Raw genomic sequence first — 21043 nt, 5'->3', positions numbered from 1 at the left:
CCGTTTCACGACAGCCTCTCGTTGTAGAGCAGCGCGCGGCCGATGGCGTTCGGCACGAAGGCGAGCACCTCGCCAGCCGCCGATAGCACGACGCCAGTGCCGATCACGCTCACCGTCACCACCGTACCGGTCACCACGACGCTGCCATGAACGACGCGCCCCATGACCTTGACGCTGGCGCGCGCGCCGTCGGAAGCGCGCTCCAGCAGATAGACCGTGCCGTCCACGGACGCCTCCACCGCCACCACGGTGAGCGCCGCCCCGGCCACCGACAGCGCCGCCGGCACGGCCACGACCGCACTGGCTGCGCTGCCGGCCAGCGACGCGGTCCCGATCACCGAGGCCACCGGAAGCATCGACAGTGCGGCCGAGGCGTCGCTCTGCGCATGGGCCTGCAACGGAGCAAAGGCGCCCACGAGCGCGGCACAGGCCGCGATCAACGCCGCGACAAAGGACTTCTTCATGTTGTGTTCTCCGGAAAAGATTGATGGGAGAGACCCGGCGCTCATTCGCTTCGATCCACTTCGTCGCGGGCTTCGCGACGGCCCTGCAGACGCGCTTCGGTGATGTCGGCTTCATGGCGGTCGCGCAGGCTCTTGGCCAGCGTGAAGGCACTGCTGATCAGGAACACCCAGCTCACGCCGAGGAAAGCCTTGTAGGTCTCGCTGATCTCCATGCGCAGCAGGCCCCAGCCGGTCAGGCCCATGGCGGTGAAGAAGCCGCCCCACACCACGAGCTTCCACATCGGCGTGTCGCCGGCGCCGGGCGACGCGCCATGCTGGTTGTCACGCACGAACTTGGCGAGCACGAAGGCAGCAGACAGGCAGAACACGTAGCCCATCACCATGAACGCCCGGTCCAGCGCCTGTCCCGGTAGCCAGCCAAGGCCGGTCGCACACAGGAACACGGCCAGGCCGAAGGAGATCCAGACCTGGACTTGCCAGGCGCGGGTGTCGCGCTGAATGGAGACGATGGACTGAGAGGGTTGCATGGATGCCTCGCGGCGTAGTGAAGGTGCGCGAATGATGGTTCGCGCGGCCCCCGCAGGGCGCAAATTCCTGCACCGGTCGCGGATCTGGCCGCCGCCGGTATCGTCAATCAGTACCGATGCGCTGTTGACGGCGCCGCAACAGGTCGTCGCGCGTGAAGGGCCGGTCGGTGCCGGCCAGCCGCACGGCGATCACCCCGAGCGCGTCGTGCGTGGGCGCTGGCGTGCCGGGGCGCAGGAACAGCAGCGGCGACACGATGCTGATGAGCAGCAGGACCCAGTGGAGCCGAGGCGGCCGGTGATTCTGTCGCCAGAGGAAGAATCCACTGACCGCCGCGCCAAGCAGGAAGCCGGCCGCCACCTCGGACTTGGAATGGGCATAGATGGCCAGCCTCGACAGCCCGATGAGGGCGGCAAAGGCCCAGCCGAGCGCAGCAGCGGCGGCGCGCACACGTGGCTGCCAGTGCGCGGCGACCAGCCAGAACGCGACCGGCCAGATGCTGGCCGACAGCATGGTGTGCCCGCTGATGCCGGTGAAATTGAGCATGGCGCTGCCGATGCCCCAGCCCATGAAGGCGATCTTCGAAGCTGCTACCAATGCGCCGGCAGCGCCGAAGAGCGCGAGCCAACGCCATGCGATCGGCCGCGTGGCCGTCCGCACTCCCAGCCACACGGCGATCCAGGCCGCGACCGGCAACAGGAAGCCGCTGTCACCGAACCAGGTGATCGAATACCAGAAGTCGTCAGGCAGGGACAGCATCAGGCCGGCTGGCTCCCCAGCAGCCCGCTCACGCGCCGCTGCAGGGATTCGGGCTGGACTTCCGCGTGCGCCATGGCGCTGCCGACATGGAGCCCGACCCGGCTGAAGAAGCCGCGCCGGAAGGGACGCACCATCGCGACGCGCTTGCCGTCCCGAACCTCGAAGCGGCTGAAATAGGAACCCCAGAGATTGGTCAGCGCCATCGGGACGACCGGTGCGTCGACGCCTTCGGCGCGGGCGTCATCCAGGATCTTCATCACGCCGCCCTTGAAGGTCTGCAGCGTGCCGTCGCGCGTGATCGCGCCCTCGGGAAAAATGGCGAGCAGGTCGCCCTCGCGCAGCACCTGCACCGCACTCGCGAAGGCCGCCTCGTAAGCATCCGGATCTTCCTTTTGCGGCGCAATGGGAATGGCCTTCGCCAGGCGGAAGAGCCAGCCGAGCACCGGCACGCGAAAGATCCGGTGGTCCATGATGAAGCGGATGGGGCGGGGGCTGGCGGCCATCAGCAATACCGCGTCGATGAAGCTCACATGGTTGCAGACCAGCACGGCGGCGCCTTCGGCCGGGATGTGCTCCTCGCCCTTGACCTCGAAGCGGTAGACCAGGCGCGTCAGCACCCACGCGACGAAGCGCAGCAGGTATTCCGGCACCAGCATGAAGATGTAGAAGGCCACCACTGCATTGGCGATGCCCGTGAAGAGAAAGATCTGCGGGATGGTGAAGCCGGTCTTGAGCAGCACCCCCGCAATCACCGCGCTGGCGATCATGAAGAGCGCGTTGAGGATGTTGTTGGCCGCAATGATGCGAGCACGGTGCGTGGCCTGGCTGCGCAGCTGGATCAGTGCGTACATCGGCACGCTGTAGAGGCCAGCGAAGAGCGAAAGCAGGCCCAGGTCGGCCATCACCCGCCAGTGCGGCGCCTGGGCCACGAAGCTTTGCAAGCCCATCTCGGCCGCGGGCGGCAAGCCGCGCGCGGCGAAATAGAGGTCGATGGCGAACACGCTCATTCCGATCGCGCCCAGCGGCACCAAGCCGATTTCTACCTGGCGGCGGCTCAGCGTTTCGCACAGCAGCGATCCGATGCCGATGCCGACCGAGAACACCACCAGCAGCAGCGAGGCAACCTGCTCGTTGCCATGCAGCACTTCCTTGGCGAAGCTCGGGAACTGGCTCAGGAAGACGGCGCCGAAGAACCACATCCACGAAATGCCCAGCAGCGAACGGAACACCACCACGTTGCCGTGCGCAAGCCGCAGGTTGCGCCAGGTCTCGGCCACCGGGTTCCAGTGGATCGCCAGGCCCGGGTCGGTCGCTGGCGCAGGCGGAATAGCCTGCGCCACGCCGCGCCCCACCAGCGCCAGCAGCAGGCAAGCCACCGCCACGGTGGTATGCCCGATGCCCGGCAGCGCGACCAGCAGACCGCCGGCCACCTGCCCCAACAGGATGGCGACGAAGGTGCCCATCTCGACCATGCCGTTGCCGCCGGTGAGCTCGCGCGCATCGAGCACCTGCGGCAGGTAGGCGAACTTGACGGGGCCGAAGAGCGTCGAATGGAGCCCCATCAGGAACACGCAGCCCAGCAGCAGCACCGCATCGCCACGGATGAAGCCCCACGCGGCCAGCACCATGATCGCGATCTCGAGGTTCTTGACGAAGCGGATCATCTTCGTCTTGTCGTACTTGTCGGTGAGCTGCCCCGCGGTCGCCGAAAACAGCAGGAAGGGCAGGATGAACAACGCACCGATCACCAGGCCCGCCATGGCCGGCGGCATCCAGTCGAGCTGCAGCTGGTAGGTCACCATCACCGTGAAGGCGAACTTGAACAGGTTGTCATTCGCCGCGCCTGCGAACTGGGTCCAGAAGAAGGGCGCGAAGCGCCGCTGGCCGAGCAGGGAGAACTGGTTGGCGTGGGAGTTCGGCGCCGGCGCGCCGACGAGCGGGGAGGTATCGGTGGATGCGGTCATTCGAAATCTCCCTGGCGGGCTCCTCAGGCCGTCACTGCGGCCCCGCCCGAATTGTGCCGCAGCGTCTCGCGCCCCATGGCCTGGAGCGCGTGCAGAACCGGCAACGCAGCCAGTGCGGCCGTCAGGTGCTTGAGGCTGTGGCCTGCCAACAGATGGTGCGTCGCCTCGTAGATGGCCTGGTCCGCGAGCTCGAAGAGCTTGGCCATGGCATAGAAAAAGATCACCCATCCCAGCCGGAGGCCAATGGCGCCCTGGCCGGGCCTGACCAGCGCCAGCGCGAGCACCAGCAACATGCCGCCGAACTGGACCAGCGCCCAGGGCAGCACGTTGCCCGTGGCGTGACAGACCGCGACTGCCAACAAGCCGACTGCAAGCACGAACCAGGCGACGAGCCATCCGGCGCGCGCGCTGACCCGCTCGCAAACGGCGCAACCGATCAATCCGGCGAAGGCCACCGTCATCCCGGCACGGTCGGCAGCGAGGCGCACGGCGTCGGGTTGCAGATGGTAGAAGGCCGAGCCCGCGGCCGTAAGGACCAAGCCGGCAAAGAACATCCAGGCGCAGTCGAGCAGGTTGACAGGCGGCTGCGTCGCAGGGTGCAGGGGCGCCGCGTCCTGCACGTGCTCGTGCGTCCGGTCGTACCAGTGCAGCCAGCGCAGGCCCCAGACGCCGAGTGCCGCGAAGGGCAGGTTGCTCAACACGTCCATGGCGTGCGGCAGTCCGGCCCAGCCGCGCTCGTCGGCAAAGGGCTCGCTGCCGACCCCAGGCGCGACCAGCGCGGGCCCGAACACGCCTGTCAGCAGGAGCAACGTGAAGAAGAGCAGCAGAGCACGTTCGCGGCGGGAGAGAAGAGACAACGGGGACATGGCGGCTCCGGTGGTGGATGTCGGTTCCGCGGAATGTAGGTTGCCAGCGCCTCCAGCAGCATCGAGAATCGATACGGAGTACTTATTCACGCCCTTTGGTATCGAGCCGCAATACCCAACGCCATGAGCACCACCGTCGATCTCATCCAGGCTCTCAAGAACGAACTCAAAACGGCACGCATGACCTATGCGGACCTCGCCAAGTCGCTGGACATGGCCGAGTCGAGCGTCAAGCGCATGCTGGCCAAGGGCGACATGCCTCTGACCCGGGTCGACGCGATCTGCCGCGCCCTGAAGATCGACTTCGCGGAACTGGCCCGACGCGTCGCCGACGCACAGCCGCTGCTCAAGGAGCTGACGCTGGAGCAGGAGAAGGCCGTGGTCAAGGACAAGAAGCTGCTGCTCATGGCCATCTGTGTACTGAGCCAGTGGACACTGGAGCAGATCGTTGCCGCCTACCGCCTGACCGATGCCGAGTGCATCGGCTACCTGGCGCAGCTGGACCGCATCGGCATCATCGAGCTCAGGCCGCTCAACCGCTACCGACTCAAGCTGGCCAAGACCTTCCGCTGGCGCCCGCACGGGCCGGTGATGGATTTCTTCCGCGAGAACGTGGTGCTGGACTATTACCGCGGGGGCTTTGATGGGCCGGCCGAGGGCCTGCTGCTGGTGCACGGTTCGATCAGCAAGTCGCTGGCGCCGGCCTTTCTCGATCGCCTGCAGCGCGTGGCGCAGGATTTCGCGCAGCAGCACCAGACCGACCAGAAGCTCTCTCCCAAGGAGCGCGAGGGCTACACGCTGCTGCTGGGCATGCGCAACTGGGAATTCGAGCTGTTCACACGGCTGCGGCGTTGATGAGCCCACTTTGCCGCGACCTCAGCACATCCGCTGCGAGGCCACCGTGCGGCGCGTCGAAGAACTCGCCCGCGGTGACGGCGACGCCACACGGGTGCAGCGCTTCGCTGGCGCCTGATCTTCAGTCCCGCATGATCGCCTGCATCAGCGTGCGCAGGACGGCCAGCGCCGGCGCCTCGGTTCGCCGGCGCAAGGTCACGAGCCCGAAGCGAGCCATACCATCAAGCGGCGGCGTCATCTTCATCTCGACCAGGTCGGGCGCCGCCGCGCGGATGGCCAGCAGCACGGCATCGCTGCGTCGCACGACTTCCACCAGGCTGGGCACCTCCTCGCATTGCAGGGTCACGCAATGGGAAGGGTGCGCTTCCGGGCCGTAGGCCTCGACCAGCGTGCGTGCCACCTGGTCGCTCAGCGGCGTCGAGGCGATCGGGTAGCGCTGCACCGCCTCGAAGGACACGCCGGTGCGCAGCCGCGTGAGCGGATGGCCGCGCCGGCACATGAAGGTGCCGCGCATGTTGCGCACCAGCCCGAGTTCGAGGTCGGGCGCGGGCTTCAGGGAGAACGCATCGACCACCAGCGCATCGAGGCTGCGCGCACGCAGCGACTGCACGAGCAGATCGGTGCCGCCGCGCGCCACCGCCACGCGCATCTTCGGGTGGTTCTCGGCCATGTACATCAGGTAAGGCGTCATCAGCATCGCGCCCGGACCCGAGCCCATGCCAATGCGCACGGTGCCGCCCTCTCCTTCGCGCAACCGGCGGCCGCTGTCGCGCAGCTCGTCGGCCTCGAAGACGAGGTGGCGCGAGCGCTCCAGGACCTCGCGGCCGAAGGCGGTGAGCTCGTTGCGGCGACCCACGCGGTCGAACAGCGGCATGCCCAGTTCGTCCTCCAGCGCGCGGATGCTGCGGCTCAAGGCCGGCTGCGTCAGATGCAGGGCCTGCGCGGACTGGCTGAACGAGCCTGTGTGGGCCAGCGAAATGAGGTGCCTGAGTTGAACCAGCGTCATGAAGAAGCTCTGCGGAGTGGCTGCATTGAACTCATGCTAATGCAGCCAACAATGCATTGGACGTTCAACGTTTCCACTCCTAGGATTCGTTGGCCTCCGGCAATCGCGCCGGTGCACAACCGGAGTTCCGATGACATCGTTCTTTCAGCGTTCGCACCTCCTCGCCTGTGGCCTGCTGCTGGCCGCCGGTACGGCCTTGGCCCAGGGCTACCCGGCCAAGCCCGTCAACCTGATGGTTCCGTATCCGGCCGGCGGACCTTCAGACGCGACAGCGCGCATCTTCACGATCCCGTTGGCCAAGGAGCTGGGCCAGCAGGTGCTGGTCGAGAACCTGGGCGGCGTGAGCGGTGCAATGGCGGCGCAGAAAGTGCTGGCGGCGCCGGCCGATGGCTACTACATCTTCCAGGGCTCGCCCAACGAGGTGATCCTTTCGCCGCTGGCCAACGCGGCCGTCAAGCTCAAGGCCGAGGACTTTCGCCTGGTGCATCCCGTGGCTGACGCCGTGATGGTCTTCGTTGCCCGCAAGGACCTGCCGGCCAACAGCGTGGATGAGCTCATCGCGCTGGCGCGCAAGTCGGCCGACAAGCCGCTCTCGTACGGGAGCGTCGGCGTCGGCTCGCTCTACCACCTGATCCTGGAGAAGGTGCAACAGGACGCGGGCATCAAGCTGATGCACGCGCCCTACAAGGGCAACGCGCCGCTGCTGCAGGACCTTGGCGGCGGGCAGGTGGACTTCGCCGTGCTGGTGTACAGCGCCGCGATGGGCGCGCTGGCCGAGCAGGGCCGGCTCAAGGTGATCGGCCAGCTCGGCGCGCAACGCTCCGAGCTGCTGAAGAACGTGCCTACCGCCAGCGAAGGCAAGGAGCTGAAGAACTTCGCCTACAAGACCTGGAGCGGCTTCATGGTGCCAAAGAACACGCCGGATGACGTGGTGCAGAAGCTGCACAAGGCCATCGGCGCGACCCTGAAGGATCCAAGCGTGCGCACGCAGCTCGCAGCGCAGACGCAGGTCGCATCGCCGCCGATGTCGCTGGCCGAATCCGCGAAGTTCTTCGAGGCCGAGACCGCGCGCTATCGGGAGATCGCCAAGTCCATTCACCTGCAGCCGCAGTAAGCTGAATCCATGAGCACACTTCTCGAAGACCTGCACGCACAGGCCGATGCCTTCATCGACATCCGCCGCGACATCCACCGTCATCCCGAGCTCGGCTTCGACGAGCACCGCACCTCGGCTCTTGTCGCCGAGCGGCTCGATGCCTGGGGCTACCAGGTCGAGCGCGGCCTCGGCGGCACCGGCGTGGTGGGCCGGCTGGTGCGTGGCGACGGCGAACGCCGCCTGGGCCTGCGCGCCGACATGGACGCGCTGCCCATCGACGAAGCCACCGGCCTGGCCTACGCCAGCAGCCACGCCGGGGTGATGCACGCCTGCGGCCACGACGGCCACACCGCGATGCTGCTGGCCGCCGCGCACCACCTGGCCGAGCGCGGGCGCTTTTCCGGCACGCTGAACCTGATCTTCCAGCCGGCCGAAGAAGGCGGCGGCGGGGCGGTGCGCATGATGGAGCAAGGCCTGTTCGACAAGTACCCGTGCGACGCCATCTTCGCGATGCACAACATGCCCGGCCTGGCGCAGGGCCGGCTGGCGCTGCGCGAAGGGCCGGCGATGGCCTCTTCCGACTACGCGACCGTCACGCTCACCGGCATCGGCGGCCACGGCGCCATGCCGCATTGCACGGCGGACCCCATCGTGGCGGCGGCCAGCATCGTGATGGCGCTCCAGACGGTGGTATCGCGCAACATCGACCCGCTGCAGATGGCGGTGGTGACGGTCGGCGCCATCCATGCGGGCAAGGCCAACAACGTGATCCCGCAAAGCGCCACGCTGGAGCTCAGCGTGCGCGCGCTCGACCGCGATGTGCGAAGCCGATTGGAGGAACGCATCAAGGCCCTGATCGCGGCCCAGGCCGAAAGCTTCGGCGTCCAGGCGCAGATCGACTGGCGGCCCGGTTACGCGGTGCTGGTCAATACGCCGCAGGAGACCGCCTTTGCGCGCGAGGTGGCGCTGGAGCTGCTGGGGCCCGAACGCGTCACGCTGCAGGCTCCGGCATTGCCGGGAAGCGAGGACTTTGCCTTCATGCTGGAGCACGTACCCGGGAGCTACCTGCTGATCGGCAATGGCGAAGGCGACAGCCACGGCGCCTGCATGGTGCACAACCCCGGTTACGACTTCAACGACGGCAACGTCGCGATCGGCGCGGCCTACTGGGTGCTCCTGGCCGAGCGCTTTTTGCGCTAATCGTTTGCGGCGAACACGGTCAACACGCCCGTGTAGCCATACAGATGGTGCCGCGCGATCTCGCCGGCAGCGAAGAAGCCGACCAGCGGCACGTCGCCGAGCGCATGGCGCACGATCTGCAGCTCGGCGCCCGGCGCGCCGAAATGCGGACCGCCCCGCCCCGAGCAGCTCACGTACACGGCGCCCGCAATGCGGCGCGCCGGATGAGGAGCGGCCTCTGCTTCGCCGGCGGCCACGGCGCGCGCTGTCGCGAGCGTCTGCTCCTGCGGCTCGAGTTCCTCGCGGACCTCGGCGCAGATGCGCATCAGGTCGGCACGCGCGGCCTGCGCGTTCCGGCGCACGAAGCTCATGCGCATGCCCGACTCCGCCACGTCCGCGATGGCGATCCCGCGGCGGGTGGGATCGAGGCCGATGATGTGGCGCACCAGCACGTCGGCGCCCAGGTCGCCGGTGCGCCGGATGCCGTCGCTGCCGGCGTCGACCAGTCCTACCAGCGTGGCACGCACCGCCTCGATCGCTTCCTGCGGCGCCTCCAGCGATACACCGAGCTCGGCCAGCAGCACGTCGAGCGCCGGCTCGCCGTCGAGCCCGAGCAGCAGGTTGCCTTCGGCTTCGGTGATCTCCCGTTCGCGCGAGACCGGCTGGCAGCCCTGGGTGACACGCGACACCAGGCGCACGCCATCGCCGAAGGCCACGCCCGACAGGCCGCCCGAGAAAACACCGCTCGCGGCTCCGTGGCCGCGGATGTTGCCGTTACCGCCGATCGCGAACTGGAGCGCCCCGTTGCGCCCCGATGACAGGCCACCGAAAAGGTAGCCGGTGTCGGTGCGCCCTGCCATTTCGGCCACCAGTTCCGGCAGGTCCGGCGTGCCGGGATCGGCATGCACCAGGGCCGTGTGGGCCGCGAAGCCGCTCATTTCGGAGCCGGCCAGCGGCGCCACGCCCGAGAACACGCGGTACTGGTCGCTCGGAAGCATGCACAGCATGACCGACAGCGCGGGCTCGTCGAAGTATTCGGCATTGTTGGCCGACACGCCGATGCCGACGGTGCCGGACCAGTCGGTGATCTCGGGCAGCTCGGCGCCCAGGTGATCGAGGATCTCCTGCGCCTCCGCGGCGTAGTGGTCCGTGATGTAGAGCAGGCCCAGCGTGGGCGCGCGCGCATAGTCCGGCAGCGCCATCTGCGCGCGCAGTTGCGCGAGCACGAGCCCCGCTGCCATGCGCCATTGGGGATGGGTGGCGTGGCCCGTGGGGAAGAGCTTCATGGCCTCGGACTCCCAGGCAAAGGTTGCAAATCAGCGCGCGCGCGTTCGCTTGCGCGCCGCCGTTTTCTTGGTTGCTGCGGGTGCCTTCTTCGCGGTGGCGCCTGTCTTGCGCGCCGCGGGGGGCGCTGCCGCGTTCATCGCCTCGCTCATCGCATCCGCGATCGGCTGGGCCACGGCCGGCATCTTCAGCTGCGACGCATCCTGCAAGGCGGAGCTCGCGATCTGCTGGAACTGCTGCGTGAGCGCGCCCCACCACTGAAGCGGGTCGATCAAGCCCCCGGCAGCACCCGGCGCGGCAGGTCCGTTGGCGGCCTCCGCCCTGGCGCCGGGCCTGGGCGCCGGCACTTCGGCTGACTCCTCCGGCTCAGCGGCCTCGGGTTCGGATTCCGGCACGGGCACCTGAGCTTGCGGTGCGGGGGCCGCCGAGGCTGGCCGCGGCTCGGCGGGCCGCGTGAAGGCATTGGCCAGATCTTCCATGCGCAGATTCATGCCGCGCAGGGTCGACAGTGTCATCTTCTGCACTTCCAGTGCCTGGATGGTGGCCTTGAGTGCGTGGCCGTTCTGCTCCAGCCAGTACTGCACCGTCTTGAGTTCCTGGATGCGCTTGTCGACTTCCTCCACGCTCAGTGTCGGCGCGACCCAGCTCGACAGGCTGGGCATGCCGGGCACGGCGCTGGCGCCGCCGGCAGCACCCTTCGCGAGGCTCTGAAGGAAGTCGAAGCCCGGAACGAATTGGCTGAAGGCGAATGGCTTGGCGTCGCTCATGGGATGGTCTCCTGCGAAGAGGTTTTCTTGTGCCCGGCCAGCTTACTCCATGCGCATGGACCCGGAAGCGATCAGTGCTTGTGTGCGCCGCCCGCGGGTGCTGCAGAGCCTGCCGGTCCGGCGAGCACCGGGACCTTCAGCTCCAGCGTGCTCGTCTGCCCCTTCGGATCCTCGAAGCGCAGTGTCAGCGGCACGGTGCTGCCCTTGGCCAAAGGCTTCTTCAGGTCCATGAGCATCAGGTGGAAGCCGCCCGGCTTGAGCTCGACGGTTTGACGCGCCGGAAGCTCGAGGGCGTGTTCCAGCCCGCGCATGCGCATGGTGTCGCCTTCCATCTTCATCTCGTGGACTTCGGCCACACCGGCCACGGGCGTGGAAGCGCCGACCAGGCGTGCGCCCGCGGGGGCATTGAGTTTCATGAAGGCGCCGGTACCGCTCTGGCCCGGCACCGAGGCGCGGATCCATGCATCGCGCACGTCGACCGCCGGGGCCTGGGCCAGGGCGCTGCCGGCAATTGCCAGCAGGAGAAGGGAGGTGGAGATGCGGCGCGGGAGCCGCGGGAGAAAGCGAGTGTTCATGGCAGGGTCCTTGCTGAAGTGTGAATCAAAGGTCGAAGCGGAGTTCAGCGCTGTAGGAGCGCTGCGGGTAGGGATGAAAGTTCCAGTACTGCTGGTTGTTGGCGTTGTCGATGCCGAAGGCCGCCGACCAGCGCTTGTCGATCTGGTAGCGCACGCGCAGGTCGACGGTGAAGTAGCGGCTGGCGCCGAAGTAGGCGAAGGCGTTGACGTCGGTGTTGTCCAGGCTCGAATATTGGCGGCCGCTGTAGCGCGCCGCAGCGGTGAAGGCCCAGCGCGCGTCGGGCTTGTAGCTGGCGTAGACCGTGGAGCGCCAGCGCGGCACGCGCGGCTGCCATTTGCCGACGCTGGCCGGGAAGGCTGCGTTGGCGACGATCGTGGAATCGGCATAGGTCAGGCTGGCACCCATGTCCAGGCCGCGGACCCCCACGTCCTGGCCGGCGTAGGCCAGCTCGAGGCCGGTGGTGCGCACCTTGTCGACGTTCTGCACGCGAGAGACGGTGGAGTTCGGAATCAGTTGGCTGTAGAGCGCGTTTTTGGTGGTCTCGTGGAACAGCGTGGCGCGCGCGAGGCCGCTGCCCAGGTCCTTCTCGGCGGAAAGCTCGCCGGTCCACGACTTCTCGGGCTTGAGGTTCGGGTCGTTGATGAAGGAGAGCGCCCCGCCCGAGGTTGCGCCGTACAGTTCGCCCACGGTCGGGTAGCGCACTGCGCGGCCCAACGACGCCTTCAGCACCGTGTCCTTCGACAGTTGCCAGGCGAGCGCGGCTTTCGGCGACACATCCGATTCGCTGCGTGCGGCGTAAGGCTGCGAACCGGTGGCGATGGCGGTGAAGCCGTCCTTCGCCTTCCAATTCTCGTAGCGCAGGCCGAGCACGGCCTTCCATTTCGGTGCGAAGCCCCAACTGTCCTGCACCCAGACGCTCTGCGTCACGGTGCGTCCGCCGACATTGCTGACCAGCGACCCCGGCAGGACCGGGCCGTCCCGCCAGTTGCCCGACACGTCGTCCTTCGCGATGGCGAGCTTGTACGCATCGCGGCCGATGCCGAAGTCGACGATGTGCGCGCCACCCACGCCTTGCGGCCGCCAGGTGCCCTTGGCAACGAGGGTGTTCCAGCCGGTACCGTCCTGGTCCTGCAGCGTGCCGGCGCCACCGATGGCCGCGAGCGGCAGCGCGACGGTGGGCGCGCGCTGCCGGTCCCGGGCGTAGTCGTACAGGCTGGCGGCCACTTCCCAGTCCCATTCGCCCCGGGTGTTGCTCCTGACCGAAAGCCCGTGCATGTAGTGCGTCTGGGCGTCGTTGGTCAGCGGGAAAGCAGTGGGTGCCAGCGTGTAGCCGCGCCCGCCGATGACGATCGGCCCGCTGAAGACCGGCTGGCCGGCCGCATTGACCAGGTAGCTGTCGGGCCGGCCTTCCGCGCTGTTCTGCCACCAGCCCAGCGTGTAGGTGGCGCGAATACTGGGCGAGAAGTCGTAGGCCAGCTTCAGCTTCGCGTGATCCTGCACCGTGCGGTAGGCAGTGCCGGTGCCCAGGATGTACCAGGGCGTATTGGTGGTGTTGAGCCCCGCGACGGCGCCCGCCACCGGCGTGCCGGCGCGGCCCGGCACGCCTGAAGCCAAGGTAGCGGTGGTGAAGGTCAGCGGCTGACCGCGGCTGTCGGTGCGGTTGACGTCGATCCACCAGGACCAGTCGCCGCTCCTGCTGCCGAGCGAGGCGCTGGTCTGCCAGCCGTCGAAGGTGCGGTGCGTGTTGTAGAGGTCGAAGGGCTGCGAGAAGTAGCCGGCCTTCACATGCGCCTCGAGCCGGGTGGGCATGCGCGTCACGTAGTCGACCACGGCGCCGGCCGAGTTGCCGGGGTAGGCCGCGGAGAAGGGGCCGTACATCACGTCGACGCGCTCGATCTCCTCGGGCGTGACCAGGCCCCAGCGCGGCGCATAGTTGGTGCCGTTGGCGATGCCGTTGCCCAGGTAGTTGGACAGCAGGATGCCGTCCGCATAGACCGCCGAACGTGCGCTGTTGCCAGTGCCGGATGCGCGGGTCGAGAGAATGGCGTGGTTGTAGTCGCCGACATAGCGTTTGCGCACCAGCAGGCTGGGCAGGTACTTGAGCGCGTCCTCGCTGTCGGTAGCGTTGATGCGGGTCTCGATCTCCTCGCGCGTCACGCCTTCGATGGTGGTGGGAATCTGCGTGGGCAGCGAGGTCGGCTGGCCGCCGGTAACGGTCACTACGCCGAGCGACTTGATGCGCTCGGGCGCCTGGTCGTCGGCTGGCATCGGAGAGGCCTGGGCGAATGCCGGTCCGGCCAGCCAGGGGAAAGCCGCGCCCAGGGCGAGGGACAGCACGTTGTTCTTGTTCATGGAAAGCGCTCCTCGGCGCCGCGAAGCACCGGTGCATTGCAAGGAGATCAGCGCGCAGGCGCCGGATCGACGCGCTGCACGCTACGGGATCGACAGCAAGCTCAGAGCGCGGGCGGCCCGCGCGCAGGCAGCGGGGCCGCAGTGGCCGCGGCGATGCGCGCGGCCGGTATGGGCTGGACCGCATGGGCCAGCGGGACGGGATGCGGCAACGCGGCCATCGGCGCTGACGGCGGCGCCGCACCGGTCAGCAGGCACATCGGGCAGTCCAGGTGAGTGGCGCCCAGGTCCTGCGCGCCGTCCTCGCCCTGGACCACGACCTTGATGGTGCCGACGCTGGAACACACCAGTTCCATCGCCTGCGGATGCACGATCGGCGAGGCGATCGCCGCGCCCAGCGACAGCGCAAACCACAGCAGCACGAGGCGGCCGAGGCAGTGGGCGTGGCGCAGGCAGGACATGGATTCGCGATTATGGGCGAGGTCCGGCGGTGCATCGCATCGGCTCGGGGGACGAGCGCAAGAATGAGCGCGAGAGCGGGCACGCAGTGGGAATGTATCCAGGGGTGTCAAGACGGCGCGGCGCCGCTATGCTCCCCCAATGCGCAGCATATTTCACCTTGCCTTCAATGTCCGGAATCTCGACGAGGCGCGTCGCTTCTACGGCGGCCGCCTCGGCTGCACCGAAGGCCGCAGCACCGACACCTGGGTCGACTTCGACTTCTTCGGCCACCAGATCTCGCTTCACCTGGGCGAGCCCTTCGCCACCGCGCGCACGGGCCATGTGGGCGATGTCATGGTGCCGATGCCGCACCTGGGCCTTATTCTCGAGCTGCCCGACTGGCAGGCACTGGCCGAGCGCCTGGAAGCCGCCGGCACCGAGTTCGTGCTGAAGCCGCAGGTGCGCTTCGAGGGCCAGCCGGGGGAGCAGCGGACCATGTTCTTCTGCGACCCCTTCGGCAACCCGATCGAGGTCAAGGGCTTCCGCTCGCTGGATGCCGTCTACGCCACCTGATCCGACATGCCCCAGTTCCTGCGTCCGGCCGGACTTGCGGCCGTTCTGATCGCCCTGTTGCCGCTCGCGGCGCAGGCGGTGCAGGATTGCGAGCTCAACGGCCAGGACGTGAATCCGGCCAACGGCCACACCACGGCCGGCAAGACCGGACTGATGCGCTGCAAGGACCGCGACAGCGGCGCGCTGATGCGCGAACAGCAGCTCCAGAACGGTGTCTTCATGGGGCTACTGCGCTATTACGAGCGCGGCAAACTGGTGAAGGAACACAGCGTCAACGCGCGCGGCAACATGGAAGGCGGGGCGCGCGAGTTCTCACCGGCGACGGGCCGGGTGCTGCGCGAGGCCACGTACGACGACGGCCACGAGACCGGACTCACGCGCAGCTTCCACCCCAACGGTCAGCTGCGCCGCGCCACCTTCTACGCCGAGCCGGGCGAGCGCGCGTATGCCGAGTTCACCGAACGCGGCCAGCTGTCGGCGCTGCGCTGCGGGGACAAGCCCCTGCTCGCCCCGGTCGTCGACGACGCGCAGCTGTGCGGGTTCGTGGGCAGCACGCCCTCGCAAGTCGAGCTCTTCGACGCCAAGGGCACCCTGCGCACGCGCCTCGCCTACCTGGCCGGCAAGCGGGTGCGCAGCGAGGAGCTCTACGACAACGGCAAGCCGGCCATGCAGGACGAGATCAGCGGCAACCAGCGCACCGAGCGGCGCTGGTCCTCCGAGGGCATCAAGCGCCGGGAGGTCGTCTATCTGCTGCTGGAACGCGGCGCGATCAAGCGGCGCGAGCAGGAGTTCTCAGAGAAGGGCATGCTGGTGCGCGACCAGCGCTGGGGCCTCGCGGGCGAGCCGCTGTCCGACGAGAGCTACTACCTCAACGGCCAGCCCCGCAGCAAGGCGGTTTACGGTGAAGGCAACGAGGCGCGCACCGTCGAGATCACCGAGTTCCGAGACAACGGCCAGCGCGCCGCGCAGGGGCGCTTCGCAGTCGTCAGCCGCTACCGCCAGATTCCGATCGGCCTGCACCAGCGCTTCGGCGACAACGGGACGCTGCGCGCCGAATCGCGCTACGACGACAAGGGCCGCGTCACGCGCGAGCGCAGCTGGGACGCCGCCGGCAGGCTGGAACGGGACGACGAAGTCTTCGAGGATGGGTCCCGAAAGGCCTACGCCAGGTAGGCGTTCGAGACCCTCAATCCAGCTTGATGCCGGCCGACTTGATGATCGGCCCCCAGCGCTTCGACTCGGCACGCGACAGCGCCGCGAATTGCTGCGGCGTGCCGGGCATGGCCTCCATGCCGAAGTCGTTGAAGCGCTTCTGCACGGCCGGCACGCTGAAGGCGCGGTTGAGTTCCGCGTTGAGCCTGCTCACCACCGGCGCGGGCAGGCCGGCCGGGCCCAGGATGCCCTGGAAGGCGAACACCTCGGTGTTGGGCACGCCCACTTCCGCCAGCGTGGGCACATCGGGCAGCAGCTTGGAGCGCGCGCCCGAGCCGATGGCCAGCACCCGCACCTTGTGGCCCTGCATGATCGGCAGGCCCGAGGCGAGGTCGAGGAACATGCACGGCACCTGGCCGCCCATCACGTCCGCCATCGCCGGCGCTGCGCCACGGTAAGGAATGTGCGTGATGAAGGTGCCGGTGCGGTTCTTGAACATCTCCATCGCCAGGTGGTGCGGCGAGCCGTTGCCCGGCGAGGCGTAATTGACCTTGCCCGGGTTGGCCTTGACGTAGGCGAGGAAGGCCTTGAAGTCCTTGGCCGGGAAGTCCGGGTGCACCACCAGCGCCAGCGGGAACTTGCCGATGGCGCCGATGTAGCTGAAGTCCTTCTCGGGGTTGAAGGGCAGCTTGCTGAACAGGTACTCGTTGAAGGCGAGCACCGCGTTGTCGGCCGACATGATGGTGTAGCCGTCCGGCTTGGCCCTGGCGACCAGATCGGCGCCGATGTTGGTCGACGCGCCGGGGCGGTTGTCGATGACGATCTGCTGGCCCAGCGCCTGGCGCATGGCCTCGGCGAGGGTGCGCGCGATGACGTCGGTGCCGCCGCCCGCCGGGTACGGCACCACCCACTTGATGATCTGCTCGGGGTAGTTCTGGGCGCGCGCCCACGGTGCGGCGCTGGCGGCCGCGGTAGCGGCGAGGGTGGTGAGCAGGGTTCTGCGGTCCATGATGATGAAGTCTCCAGGGTTTCGAATGAGTCAAGCCGTATCGGCAGCGTCCGGCGCAGCGGACAGCGAGGGCAGCGGCAAATCGCGCAGCGCCTCCGCCATCGCGGTCCGGCAACGCGCCTCGTCGCCGAGCTGCTCGAACAGCAGCAGGGCGAGTCGCGCGAGGAAAAGCGATTCTCGCCCGGCACCGGCTTCGCTGATGGCGCGGGCACATTCTGCGTAGAGCCGGTCGCGTGCTTCGAGGCTCAGGGGGGTGACTGGCGTTCCTTCGCCTTCGGCTGCGGTGCTATTCGCCCTCGGAGCGGCCGTGCGGCTCACTGGCGTACCTTCGCCTTCGGCTGCGGTGCTATTCGCCTTCGGAGCGGCCGTGCGGCTCACTGGAGCACCTTCGCCTTCGGCTGCGGTGCTATTCGCCTTCGGAGCGGCCGTGCGGCTCATGCTGCCTCCTTCGTGACCAGCGCCGAGGCACGTGCCAGCGCCTGCGCCAATGCGCCTGGCGGCACGCGGCGCCAGCGCGCGGCCACATGGCCGTCAGGGCGCAGCAGGTAGACCGCGCCCTCTTGCGCACCCAGGGCTTCGAACACCGGACGATGCGCCGCGGAAGGCGGCAACGTACGCAGCACGGCCTTCAACGGACCGGCCTGTGCCGCGGCGAGCTCGGCCTCGAAAGCGGAATCCGGTCGCTCGGTGTTCAGGACGAGCACGGTGAACTGCGGGCCTATCCAATCGGTGAGATGCAGCCCGGGCCCCAGCGGCTGCTCCGGCAGGGTCTCGCCGGGCCGCGGCCCGGCCGGCAGCGGCTCGCTCTCGCTGGACAGCGCAGAGTCCTCGTAATGAACGGCCTGCGTCTGCCGCGGGTTGATCAGGTTGGCGATCCCGCGGTGCGCGCCCGCGAGCGACAGCGCCGCCTCGCGCAGCAGGTCGAAGCCACGCGAGGGCGGCGACATGAACTCGGTGCTGCGCATCGCGCTCTCGGCGTTGATGTGGAAGGCGGCGATGCGCTCCTGCGAATAGCTGTCGAGCAACGCATCGCCAGACACGCCGCGTGCCACCAGCGCCAGCTTCCAGGCCAGGTTGTCGGCATCGTCGAAGCCTGAATTGAGGCCGCGCACGCCGAAGATGGGCATGGCATGCGCGGCGTTGCCGGCGAAGAGCACGCGGCCATGGCGGTAGCTCTGCAGCGTCATTGCGCCGGCCCGGTAGACCGAGGTCCAGACCGTCTTCCAGGGCAGGTGGCCTTCGCCGATGGCGTCGAGGTGGCGCTGCACGAACTCGGCCACCGCGTCGGGCTTCAGCGCCTCTTCCGTGCTCTGGCCGGCGCGCAGCTGGTAGTCGATGCGCCAGATGTCGTCGGGCTGGCGGTGCATCAGCACCGTCGAGCCGGGGTTCCACGGCGGGTCGAACCAGGCGCGGCGCTCGGTCGGGTAAGTGCTGTGCAGTTCGATATCGATGATCACGTAGCGGCCTTCGTAGCCCGTGCCCTCGAGGCTGAGGTCCAGCGACTTGCGCACGAAGCTCTGGCCGCCGTCGCAGCCGACCAGCCACGCGGCATTCAGCGCATAGCTGCCCAGCGCATTGCGCGCCTGGAGCGAGACGCCATCGGGCTCCTGCGCGAGGCCGGTGAGCTCCGTGCCCCAGCGGATGTCGATCAGCCCCGGCTCGGCCGCGTTACGGCGCACGATCTCGTCGAGGAGGTATTGCTCGATGTAGTACTGCTCGAGGTTAATCATCGGCGGCAGTTTCTGCCGCTCGTCGTGCGGCATCTCGAAGCGGAACACCTCCTCGGTCTTGTAGAAGCTGCGTCCGCCGGTCCAGGGCAGGCCCTTGGCCAGGAAGGATCGGACAGCACCGAGCCGCTCGACGATCTCCAGGCTGCGGCGCGAGATGCAGGCCGCGCGGCTGCCGACGCACACGGTGTCGTCGGCCTCCAGGATCACGCTGCGCACCCCGTGGTTGGCCAGGCCCAGCGCCAGCGCCATGCCGACCGGGCCGCCGCCCGCGATCACGACCGGATGGCGGCCGGTCTCGACCCCATGCTCGAGTGGGGGCAGCATGGGCGCGAAGCGGGTGTATCGGAAGTCGCCAACCGACGGCGGCAAGGCGCCGGCCGCGGGCGGCAACGGGCCGGTGGCGGCGTCGCCGGGGCGCGCTGCCGGCGAGGTCAGGACTGCGGTGTTCATGAGAAGGGATTGTCCGGATGCGGTCCGCCGGCCGATGTCCTAACTTCGTACGAAGTGTTAACCCTGAGATTTCGATGAGGCGGTGGCCCCTGAACAACGTGGAAGAGCGCGTGCTTGCGGCTCCCGTGGTGAGTGGCGTGCTCGCCGGCATCGGAACGCCGCACCTGGCGGCCAGTTACCTTGGCGCCATGCAGCGGGTGATGCCGGTGACCTTCTGCACTGTCTTCGCCGTGAGCGCCGCTGGCCGCATCGAGACCGTGTCAGCCGCGAGCAGCTACGGCAGCACCGCCGAGCGCACCGCAGACCGCTACGTGGCCCAGCGCTTCGACCGGCTCGATCCGAACATGGTGTGGCTCGCGGCCCGCAAGCTGCCCACGCGGCCGCAGCTCTGGATGGGGCACCAGGTCGCCGAGGAGGTCGCGGACCCGGCCTACCGCGCCGCCTGCTATGGCGACGTGGGCATCCGCGAGCGCGTCTCGGTGCTGTTGTTGCTGCCAACGGGGCAGCGCACAGCGGTGAGCTTCTATCGCAGCCTCGCGCAGCCCGAGTTCGGCGATTCGGACTTCGCGCGTCTGGAGGGTCATGCCACGCTGTTGGCCGATGCGACCCTCGCGCACGGCCGCAGCGCGATGGCGGCTCGCGAGGCGGCCGAACCCACGCTGAGCACCCGCCTTCTCGCGCTCAGCCTGCGAGAACGGGAGGTCGTCGGCCACCTTTTAGCCGGGAAGACCGCCAAGGAAACGGCGCGGGAGATCGGCGTCGAGCTGTCCACGGTGCGGACCCACCAGTACCGGGCGTTTCGGCGGTTGGGGATACGGGGTCTGAAGGACCTGCTGCGGGGCGCGGCAGCGAGCTAGAAGAAACCGCGCAATGGACCACGGTGAAAGCGATCAGGGCGCCGCCACTTCCTGATCGATCGCCCCGAACACCGACTGCCCATCCCGCCCCTTCATTTCGATGCGAATGGTGTCCCCGTACTTCATGAACTCGGTGGCGGGCTGGCCGTCCTGGATGGTCTCGATGCACCGCTTCTCGGCGATGCAGCTGTAGCCCTTGGGCCACTCCATCCGGCCGTTCTTCTCGACGCCCTTGTTGCTGACCGTGCCGCTGCCCACGATGCTGCCGGCGCGTACGTTGCGCGTCTTGGCGATATGCGCGATCAGCTGGCCGAAATGGAAGGTCATCTCCTCCCCTGCATCGCACATGCCCACCTTGCGGCCGTTCCAGCTGCTCTGCAGCGTGAGGTGCACGCGACCGCCTTGCCACGCCTCGCCCAATTCGTCGGGCGTCACGGCCACCGGGCTGAACGCGGTCGCCGGCTTGCTCTGGAAGAAGCCGAAGCCCTTGGCCAGCTCGGCCGGGATCAGGTTGCGCAGGCTCACGTCGTTGGCGAGCATCAGCAGGCGGATCCCGTCGAGCGCCTGTTCAGGCGTGGCGCCCATCTTCACGTCGCCGGTGACGACGGCGACCTCGGCCTCGAAGTCGATGCCGCAAGCCTCGCTGGGCACCACGATGCGATCGCACGGGCCGATGAAGTCGTCGCTGCCCCCCTGGTACATCAGCGGGTCGGTGTAGAAGCTCTCCGGTACTTCGGCATTGCGCGCCTTGCGCACCAGCTCCACGTGGTTGAGGTAGGCCGAGCCGTCCGCCCACTGGTAGGCGCGCGGCAGGGGCGCCATGCATTGCGAGGGATCGAAGGGGAAGCCGTGCCGGGCACGGCCGCCATTGAGGGCGTCCGACAGATCCTGCAGTTGCGGGCTGATGAAGCCCCAATCGTCGAGCGCCTGCTGCAGGCGGTTGGCGATGCCGGTCGCATAGTGGGCGCTGGCCAGGTCGCGCGAAACGACGACGAGTTGGCCGTCGCGCGAGCCGTCTTTGAGAGTGGCAAGTTTCATGGATGAAGCGGGTGCGGATGCCGGCGCGGCATCGCTGCTACTAAACTGATTGGACGGGCGGCAGTGTACCGAGCTGAACCTTGGCAGCGGCCTCCGATCCACC

At 68.2% G+C, this 21043-nt stretch carries 21 protein-coding genes; 6 read left to right on the top strand and 15 right to left on the bottom strand.

Annotation, left to right across the window (positions count from 1 at the left end):
- Nucleotides 1-5: 5 nt before the first annotated feature.
- From G3W89_RS02935 to G3W89_RS02915, 5 genes are all read right to left on the bottom strand, one after another.
- Nucleotides 6-464, bottom strand: a complete 459-nt coding sequence (locus G3W89_RS02935) for a hypothetical protein (protein WP_162572697.1) — start codon at nt 462-464, stop codon at nt 6-8.
- A 41-nt stretch (nt 465-505) separates the two neighbouring features.
- Nucleotides 506-991 (bottom strand): YiaA/YiaB family inner membrane protein, encoded by a 486-nt coding sequence (locus G3W89_RS02930; RefSeq protein ID WP_162572696.1) that lies wholly within the window; start codon nt 989-991, stop codon nt 506-508.
- Between the two features lie 103 nt (nt 992-1094).
- Nucleotides 1095-1748, bottom strand: coding sequence for a phosphatase PAP2 family protein (locus G3W89_RS02925; RefSeq protein WP_162572695.1), 654 nt, complete (start codon nt 1746-1748; stop codon nt 1095-1097).
- Entirely contained in the window at nt 1748-3712 is a 1965-nt protein-coding gene (locus G3W89_RS02920; RefSeq protein ID WP_162572694.1) for an MFS transporter, read from the bottom strand. The genes G3W89_RS02925 and G3W89_RS02920 overlap by 1 nt, the downstream gene beginning before the upstream one ends.
- A gap of 23 nt (nt 3713-3735) precedes the next feature.
- Entirely contained in the window at nt 3736-4578 is an 843-nt protein-coding gene (locus G3W89_RS02915) for a hypothetical protein (protein ID WP_162572693.1), read from the bottom strand.
- Nucleotides 4579-4701: 123 nt separating this feature from the next.
- Between G3W89_RS02915 and G3W89_RS02910 the strand changes: the two genes are divergently transcribed.
- Nucleotides 4702-5433: a helix-turn-helix domain-containing protein gene (locus tag G3W89_RS02910; protein WP_162572692.1), complete on the top strand. Its 732-nt coding sequence runs from the start codon at nt 4702-4704 to the stop codon at nt 5431-5433.
- Nucleotides 5434-5554: 121 nt separating this feature from the next.
- Here the strand turns inward: G3W89_RS02910 and G3W89_RS02905 are convergent, their stop codons facing one another.
- Nucleotides 5555-6439, bottom strand: a complete 885-nt coding sequence (locus tag G3W89_RS02905; protein WP_162572691.1) for a LysR family transcriptional regulator — start codon at nt 6437-6439, stop codon at nt 5555-5557.
- A gap of 130 nt (nt 6440-6569) precedes the next feature.
- On the opposite strand from G3W89_RS02905, the gene G3W89_RS02900 reads away from it, so the two are divergent.
- Entirely contained in the window at nt 6570-7553 is a 984-nt protein-coding gene (locus G3W89_RS02900; protein ID WP_162572690.1) for a tripartite tricarboxylate transporter substrate binding protein, read from the top strand.
- A gap of 9 nt (nt 7554-7562) precedes the next feature.
- Nucleotides 7563-8735, top strand: coding sequence for a M20 aminoacylase family protein (locus tag G3W89_RS02895; RefSeq protein WP_162572689.1), 1173 nt, complete (start codon nt 7563-7565; stop codon nt 8733-8735).
- On the opposite strand, the gene G3W89_RS02890 is transcribed toward G3W89_RS02895, so the two are convergent.
- From G3W89_RS02890 to G3W89_RS02870, 5 genes are all read right to left on the bottom strand, one after another.
- Nucleotides 8732-10000, bottom strand: a complete 1269-nt coding sequence (locus G3W89_RS02890) for an FIST signal transduction protein (RefSeq protein WP_162572688.1) — start codon at nt 9998-10000, stop codon at nt 8732-8734. The two genes, G3W89_RS02895 and G3W89_RS02890, sit on opposite strands and share 4 nt — an antisense overlap.
- A gap of 30 nt (nt 10001-10030) precedes the next feature.
- Nucleotides 10031-10765: a PhaM family polyhydroxyalkanoate granule multifunctional regulatory protein gene (locus G3W89_RS02885; RefSeq protein WP_162572687.1), complete on the bottom strand. Its 735-nt coding sequence runs from the start codon at nt 10763-10765 to the stop codon at nt 10031-10033.
- A gap of 71 nt (nt 10766-10836) precedes the next feature.
- Nucleotides 10837-11340, bottom strand: coding sequence for a copper chaperone PCu(A)C (locus tag G3W89_RS02880; RefSeq protein WP_162572686.1), 504 nt, complete (start codon nt 11338-11340; stop codon nt 10837-10839).
- Between the two features lie 25 nt (nt 11341-11365).
- Nucleotides 11366-13693, bottom strand: coding sequence for a TonB-dependent receptor (locus G3W89_RS02875; RefSeq protein ID WP_162572685.1), 2328 nt, complete (start codon nt 13691-13693; stop codon nt 11366-11368).
- Between the two features lie 101 nt (nt 13694-13794).
- Nucleotides 13795-14151, bottom strand: coding sequence for a hypothetical protein (locus G3W89_RS02870; protein WP_162572684.1), 357 nt, complete (start codon nt 14149-14151; stop codon nt 13795-13797).
- Nucleotides 14152-14290: 139 nt separating this feature from the next.
- Here G3W89_RS02870 and G3W89_RS02865 point away from each other — a divergent pair, with 139 nt between their 5' ends.
- Together G3W89_RS02865 and G3W89_RS02860 are read left to right on the top strand one after the other, a co-directional pair.
- Nucleotides 14291-14704, top strand: a complete 414-nt coding sequence (locus G3W89_RS02865; protein ID WP_162572683.1) for a VOC family protein — start codon at nt 14291-14293, stop codon at nt 14702-14704.
- Between the two features lie 6 nt (nt 14705-14710).
- Nucleotides 14711-15877, top strand: a complete 1167-nt coding sequence (locus G3W89_RS02860; RefSeq protein ID WP_197893521.1) for a toxin-antitoxin system YwqK family antitoxin — start codon at nt 14711-14713, stop codon at nt 15875-15877.
- 13 nt (nt 15878-15890) lie between these two features.
- Here G3W89_RS02860 and G3W89_RS02855 read toward each other — a convergent pair whose 3' ends face one another.
- The 3 genes from G3W89_RS02855 to G3W89_RS02845 are packed head-to-tail and all read right to left on the bottom strand — an operon-like array spanning nt 15891 to nt 19045.
- Nucleotides 15891-16865 (bottom strand): Bug family tripartite tricarboxylate transporter substrate binding protein, encoded by a 975-nt coding sequence (locus G3W89_RS02855; protein ID WP_162572682.1) that lies wholly within the window; start codon nt 16863-16865, stop codon nt 15891-15893.
- Nucleotides 16866-16895: 30 nt separating this feature from the next.
- Nucleotides 16896-17303: a hypothetical protein gene (locus G3W89_RS33170; RefSeq protein WP_232076286.1), complete on the bottom strand. Its 408-nt coding sequence runs from the start codon at nt 17301-17303 to the stop codon at nt 16896-16898.
- Complete coding sequence (locus tag G3W89_RS02845; protein ID WP_162572681.1) at nt 17300-19045, bottom strand: FAD-dependent monooxygenase; 1746 nt, start codon at nt 19043-19045, stop codon at nt 17300-17302. Before G3W89_RS02845 ends, G3W89_RS33170 begins: the two co-directional genes overlap by 4 nt.
- A gap of 74 nt (nt 19046-19119) precedes the next feature.
- On the opposite strand from G3W89_RS02845, the gene G3W89_RS02840 reads away from it, so the two are divergent.
- Complete coding sequence (locus G3W89_RS02840; protein ID WP_162572680.1) at nt 19120-19902, top strand: LuxR C-terminal-related transcriptional regulator; 783 nt, start codon at nt 19120-19122, stop codon at nt 19900-19902.
- A 33-nt stretch (nt 19903-19935) separates the two neighbouring features.
- On the opposite strand, the gene G3W89_RS02835 is transcribed toward G3W89_RS02840, so the two are convergent.
- Nucleotides 19936-20940 carry a fumarylacetoacetate hydrolase family protein gene (locus G3W89_RS02835; protein WP_162572679.1) on the bottom strand — a complete coding sequence of 335 codons (1005 nt, stop codon included), beginning with the start codon at nt 20938-20940 and terminating at the stop codon, nt 19936-19938.
- Nucleotides 20941-21043: the final 103 nt, after the last annotated feature.

The sequence above is a fragment of the Variovorax sp. PBL-H6 genome (assembly GCF_901827155.1).
Lineage (GTDB): Bacteria > Pseudomonadota > Gammaproteobacteria > Burkholderiales > Burkholderiaceae_C > Variovorax.
The sequence above is the reverse complement of the archived record's forward strand: the minus strand, read 5'-3'. Positions and strand labels throughout refer to the sequence as shown.

Bases quoted from the DNA above. Each gene is read 5' to 3' on its own strand.
- G3W89_RS02935 (WP_162572697.1), bottom strand. From the start codon at position 464: ATGAAGAAGTCCTTTGTCGCGGCGTTGATCGCGGCCTGTGCCGCGCTC.
- G3W89_RS02930 (WP_162572696.1), bottom strand. From the start codon at position 991: ATGCAACCCTCTCAGTCCATCGTCTCCATTCAGCGCGACACCCGCGCC.
- G3W89_RS02925 (WP_162572695.1), bottom strand. From the start codon at position 1,748: ATGCTGTCCCTGCCTGACGACTTCTGGTATTCGATCACCTGGTTCGGT.
- G3W89_RS02920 (WP_162572694.1), bottom strand. From the start codon at position 3,712: ATGACCGCATCCACCGATACCTCCCCGCTCGTCGGCGCGCCGGCGCCG.
- G3W89_RS02915 (WP_162572693.1), bottom strand. From the start codon at position 4,578: ATGTCCCCGTTGTCTCTTCTCTCCCGCCGCGAACGTGCTCTGCTGCTC.
- G3W89_RS02910 (WP_162572692.1), top strand. From the start codon at position 4,702: ATGAGCACCACCGTCGATCTCATCCAGGCTCTCAAGAACGAACTCAAA.
- G3W89_RS02905 (WP_162572691.1), bottom strand. From the start codon at position 6,439: ATGACGCTGGTTCAACTCAGGCACCTCATTTCGCTGGCCCACACAGGC.
- G3W89_RS02900 (WP_162572690.1), top strand. From the start codon at position 6,570: ATGACATCGTTCTTTCAGCGTTCGCACCTCCTCGCCTGTGGCCTGCTG.
- G3W89_RS02895 (WP_162572689.1), top strand. From the start codon at position 7,563: ATGAGCACACTTCTCGAAGACCTGCACGCACAGGCCGATGCCTTCATC.
- G3W89_RS02890 (WP_162572688.1), bottom strand. From the start codon at position 10,000: ATGAAGCTCTTCCCCACGGGCCACGCCACCCATCCCCAATGGCGCATG.
- G3W89_RS02885 (WP_162572687.1), bottom strand. From the start codon at position 10,765: ATGAGCGACGCCAAGCCATTCGCCTTCAGCCAATTCGTTCCGGGCTTC.
- G3W89_RS02880 (WP_162572686.1), bottom strand. From the start codon at position 11,340: ATGAACACTCGCTTTCTCCCGCGGCTCCCGCGCCGCATCTCCACCTCC.
- G3W89_RS02875 (WP_162572685.1), bottom strand. From the start codon at position 13,693: ATGAACAAGAACAACGTGCTGTCCCTCGCCCTGGGCGCGGCTTTCCCC.
- G3W89_RS02870 (WP_162572684.1), bottom strand. From the start codon at position 14,151: ATGTCCTGCCTGCGCCACGCCCACTGCCTCGGCCGCCTCGTGCTGCTG.
- G3W89_RS02865 (WP_162572683.1), top strand. From the start codon at position 14,291: ATGCGCAGCATATTTCACCTTGCCTTCAATGTCCGGAATCTCGACGAG.
- G3W89_RS02860 (WP_197893521.1), top strand. From the start codon at position 14,711: ATGCCCCAGTTCCTGCGTCCGGCCGGACTTGCGGCCGTTCTGATCGCC.
- G3W89_RS02855 (WP_162572682.1), bottom strand. From the start codon at position 16,865: ATGGACCGCAGAACCCTGCTCACCACCCTCGCCGCTACCGCGGCCGCC.
- G3W89_RS33170 (WP_232076286.1), bottom strand. From the start codon at position 17,303: ATGAGCCGCACGGCCGCTCCGAAGGCGAATAGCACCGCAGCCGAAGGC.
- G3W89_RS02845 (WP_162572681.1), bottom strand. From the start codon at position 19,045: ATGAACACCGCAGTCCTGACCTCGCCGGCAGCGCGCCCCGGCGACGCC.
- G3W89_RS02840 (WP_162572680.1), top strand. From the start codon at position 19,120: ATGAGGCGGTGGCCCCTGAACAACGTGGAAGAGCGCGTGCTTGCGGCT.
- G3W89_RS02835 (WP_162572679.1), bottom strand. From the start codon at position 20,940: ATGAAACTTGCCACTCTCAAAGACGGCTCGCGCGACGGCCAACTCGTC.